This window comes from Ancylomarina euxina (assembly GCF_003863355.1).
Classification (GTDB): domain Bacteria; phylum Bacteroidota; class Bacteroidia; order Bacteroidales; family Marinifilaceae; genus Ancylomarina; species Ancylomarina euxinus.
Genome location: NZ_QQWG01000046.1, coordinates 1 through 3353, shown reverse-complemented (window position 1 = coordinate 3353; position 3353 = coordinate 1). Strand labels below are relative to the sequence as shown.

The 3353-nt window shown below is 34.7% G+C and carries 5 protein-coding genes; 4 read left to right on the top strand and 1 reads right to left on the bottom strand.

Annotated elements, in window-relative coordinates:
• Positions 1-253: 253 nt before the first annotated feature.
• Positions 254-604, bottom strand: a complete 351-nt coding sequence (locus DWB61_RS17460; RefSeq protein WP_125032222.1) for a winged helix-turn-helix transcriptional regulator — start codon at positions 602-604, stop codon at positions 254-256.
• Positions 605-720: 116 nt separating this feature from the next.
• Here DWB61_RS17460 and DWB61_RS17455 point away from each other — a divergent pair, with 116 nt between their 5' ends.
• From DWB61_RS17455 to DWB61_RS17440, 4 genes are read left to right on the top strand one after another with little or no spacing between them, the layout of a single operon-like run.
• Complete coding sequence (locus DWB61_RS17455; RefSeq protein WP_225423416.1) at positions 721-1107, top strand: hypothetical protein; 387 nt, start codon at positions 721-723, stop codon at positions 1105-1107.
• 10 nt (positions 1108-1117) lie between these two features.
• Positions 1118-1699 (top strand): nitroreductase family protein, encoded by a 582-nt coding sequence (locus tag DWB61_RS17450; RefSeq protein WP_125032221.1) that lies wholly within the window; start codon positions 1118-1120, stop codon positions 1697-1699.
• A 32-nt stretch (positions 1700-1731) separates the two neighbouring features.
• Positions 1732-2040: a monooxygenase gene (locus DWB61_RS17445; protein ID WP_125032220.1), complete on the top strand. Its 309-nt coding sequence runs from the start codon at positions 1732-1734 to the stop codon at positions 2038-2040.
• Between the two features lie 46 nt (positions 2041-2086).
• Positions 2087-2998: a DsbA family protein gene (locus tag DWB61_RS17440; RefSeq protein WP_125032219.1), complete on the top strand. Its 912-nt coding sequence runs from the start codon at positions 2087-2089 to the stop codon at positions 2996-2998.
• Positions 2999-3353: the final 355 nt, after the last annotated feature.

Genomic DNA, 3353 nt, shown 5'->3' with positions numbered 1-3353 from the left:
ATTCGCACTACAGTTTCAAATAGCGGCGCGTGGGGAAAAAACAAAATAAATTCCCTTCAAGTTACACTGTCGTTTATTCAAAGAGCTTGATTGCTTGGGTCTTTTTTTTTGCCTTGTGGCTAACGGTTCGTATAAGAATAGTAGCCGACTATGAGGCACTTTCCTGTCAAATTACAGAGAAGTTGGAGCGGGCTACAACCCTTGATTTTACAACTATCTCGGCTATTATTTTTATACAATGTTAGCAAAAGTATTATTCTATTATCTTTTGACGATGTTTAAATCCCCAGTCCATTGCTTCGTTGATTAAGTTTTCTAAAGTTCTACCATGAGCTGTAAGTTCATATTCGACTGTGATAGGCTTTGTTTCTTTCACTGTTCTTGTCAGTATATCATTAGTTTCCAATTCCTGCAAATCATTGGATAATTTTTTAGGAGCAATACCATTTAATGCTCTTTTTAATTCCATAAAACGCATTGCTCCATTTAAAAGTAAAGTGCCAACAATCTGAATCTTCCATTTACCTGAAAGTAATTCCATGGTGTCTCCAATAGCTCTTAATTGAGATGTACATTGTGGTGATAGCTCTATCTTGCTCTTCATCTTCCTGATATTTAATATGGTTTCTTACAGTAAACTAGTTTCCCAAAGGAAACACATAGTGAAAATAAACTATTAATTCCTGATATTTGTAATATAATTTTAAAAAATATAACGTGATGAAAAAAATTAACAATCGTACTTTTTTAATCGTACACAGTAGCATTTATGCAATTTTTGCCATTACATTGCTTTTTCTCCCTCAAGTTATGTGGCCAGTTTATGGTCTTCAGTTGAATGATAAGTATGCCATCTTTTTATCTCAACACAATAGTATTTTTTTAGGTGGGATAGCCATACTTGGGTTTTTATTTAGAGATGTAGAAGAGGGAAGCAAAACAGCCCATAAATTATTCACAGGTCTAATGCTAACAAATATTCTGGGAGTAATTATAACGCTCTATGCCGCTTTAACCGAAATTTTTGTTGGCTTTGGCTGGTCCGATCCTGCATTCTTCTTGCTAATGGCTGTAATGAGTTATATCAAACTTAACAACAACAAATAAGATATATAAAATGAAAGTATTAGAAGTAATCAAAAACAGAAGAAGTATACGCAAATACACAAATCAGGAGCCTGATTCTGATATAATTAAAAATGTATTGCATGCTGGCAATTGGGCGCCATCAGCAGGTAACCACCAACCATGGGAGTTTATAGTAGTAAAGGGTGAGGTAAAAAGTGGAATTTCTCAAGAATTCTACAATTTTGCGAAAGACTACATTCCCAAAGCGGCTTATATTCCTGAAGATCAAAAAGCTCGCATGCTTGAATATTCAAAAGATTTTGGTGGAGCACCAATTCAGATCATTGTTAGCTACCCTAATCTAGAGGATAATGAAAAAAAAGAAGAAGCTTTGAAAGCCAGCTGTGCTGCAATTCAAAACATTCTTTTACAAGCAACGCAAAACGGCTTAGGTACTGTGTGGGTTGATGGTAATATTACTCACTCTAAAAAAGTGAAAGAACTTATCGGACTGTCTAATGATCGCTCCATAGCAGGTATTATTCCCATTGGATACCCTGACAGCAACCCGCCTGCACCACCAAGACAAGATTCAGAATTAAATGAAAAAGTAAAATGGCTAGGTTTTTAACTGAATAAATTAACAAATTAAAATTTAAAATTATGGCAGTAATAATGTATGTAGATTTTCCTCACACAGGAGCTTTTGGTGAGGAAATGGCAAAGCAAATGACAGATCTTGCAAAAAGTATAAACGATGAACTAGGAATGATTTGGAAAGTTTGGACTCAAAACGAAGCTGATAAAACTGCTGGTGGAGTGTACCTATTCGATACTAGAGCCAATGCCGAAAAATATCTGACAATGCATAGCAACAGATTAAGTCAATGGGGATACTCCGATATTAGAGGACGAATTTTTGAAGTTAATGAGACGCTTTCTGAAATTAATAAAGGTCCTGTCGGATTATAAAATTTTAGCAATAAGAATCGGTATAATAACACTTATAATAATGAGTATGACTGAAAAAGAAAAAAATCCACTTTTGTGTAATGCAGAAACAGGAATATGTGGAATGATGAAAGAATTTAATAAACCTGTAATTAAACCTGCATCGCCTTCAGTTAAACCAATAAAAATTGTCTATTATACCGATCCTATTTGTTCGGCCTGTTGGGGTATTGAACCACAATTACGCAGGCTAAAGTTAGAGTATGGACATGCCTTTGATATAGAATACAGAATGGGTGGATTATTACCTAATTGGGATGTTATGGGAGAAAACTTAAGTACGCCTTCCGATGTCGCAAATCATTGGGACGAAATGAGCATGTATTACGACATGCCTATTGATGGAGATTTGTGGTTGGAAGATCCTTTACACTCTTCCTACCCACCATCCATTGCATTTAAGGCGGCACAATTACAGAGCGAAGAAAAAGCAATCGTTTTTCTAAGAAAAATAAGAGAATTACTTTTTCTTCATAAAAAGAACATCACAAAATGGGAATATATTTCACAATCAGCTAGTGAGTCAGGTTTAAATATTGAACAATTAAAGACCGATTACGAAAATAAAGCGAAAAAATCTTTTCAGGAAGATTTACTTTTAGCTCAAAAAATGGGGGTAAGAGGCTTTCCTGCTTTCACTTTCACAAACCAAAAAGGTCAAACCGACATCGTTTATGGATTTAGACCCTATTCAAGTTTTGAAAAAGCGATTACAAAACTTGCCCCTGATGTGAATAAAAAGACGTTCAAACAAGATTGGGAAAGTTTATTTTCTATCTACCCTACTCTCACCACAAGTGAATTTGCCGAGCTAAGTTCTAAAAGCAAAGATGTAGCTAATCAAGAATTGGAATATTTATTTCACAATAACGAAATTAAAATGCATCAAATAAGAAATGGTACTTTATGGTTCAAATAAGCTGCTTTATCTACAGCCCAGATTTAATAATAGAAAAATGGTAAAATACGGCTAAATATTTTTGCTAACGGGCTGCGCTAAATGGCGTGGCGCTTTAGTTGATTTATGTTTCAAATTTTATAAAAGGCAAGTTAACTATTTTTGAATTACATTTAACTATAACAATTCTAAAATAGATAGCTTGCCGTGCTCATTTAAAGCATAAACATTCGAAAACCTCCGACTCGCCATGCCATTTAGCGTTTGTTACAGTTTGTTGAAAACATTCGTGTGAGAGAAAAATCTCACCATTCCTTTTGGGCTGATATAAGCAGCTTTGGCACGGAAATTTGCAACTAAAAGAACTGAGTGTGAA

Excerpts from the sequence above, each read along its gene's own strand:
- DWB61_RS17460 (WP_125032222.1), bottom strand. The coding sequence starts at position 604 with ATGAAGAGCAAGATAGAGCTATCACCACAATGTACATCTCAATTAAGA.
- DWB61_RS17440 (WP_125032219.1), top strand. The coding sequence starts at position 2,087 with ATGACTGAAAAAGAAAAAAATCCACTTTTGTGTAATGCAGAAACAGGA.
- DWB61_RS17455 (WP_225423416.1), top strand. The coding sequence starts at position 721 with ATGAAAAAAATTAACAATCGTACTTTTTTAATCGTACACAGTAGCATT.
- DWB61_RS17450 (WP_125032221.1), top strand. The coding sequence starts at position 1,118 with ATGAAAGTATTAGAAGTAATCAAAAACAGAAGAAGTATACGCAAATAC.
- DWB61_RS17445 (WP_125032220.1), top strand. The coding sequence starts at position 1,732 with ATGGCAGTAATAATGTATGTAGATTTTCCTCACACAGGAGCTTTTGGT.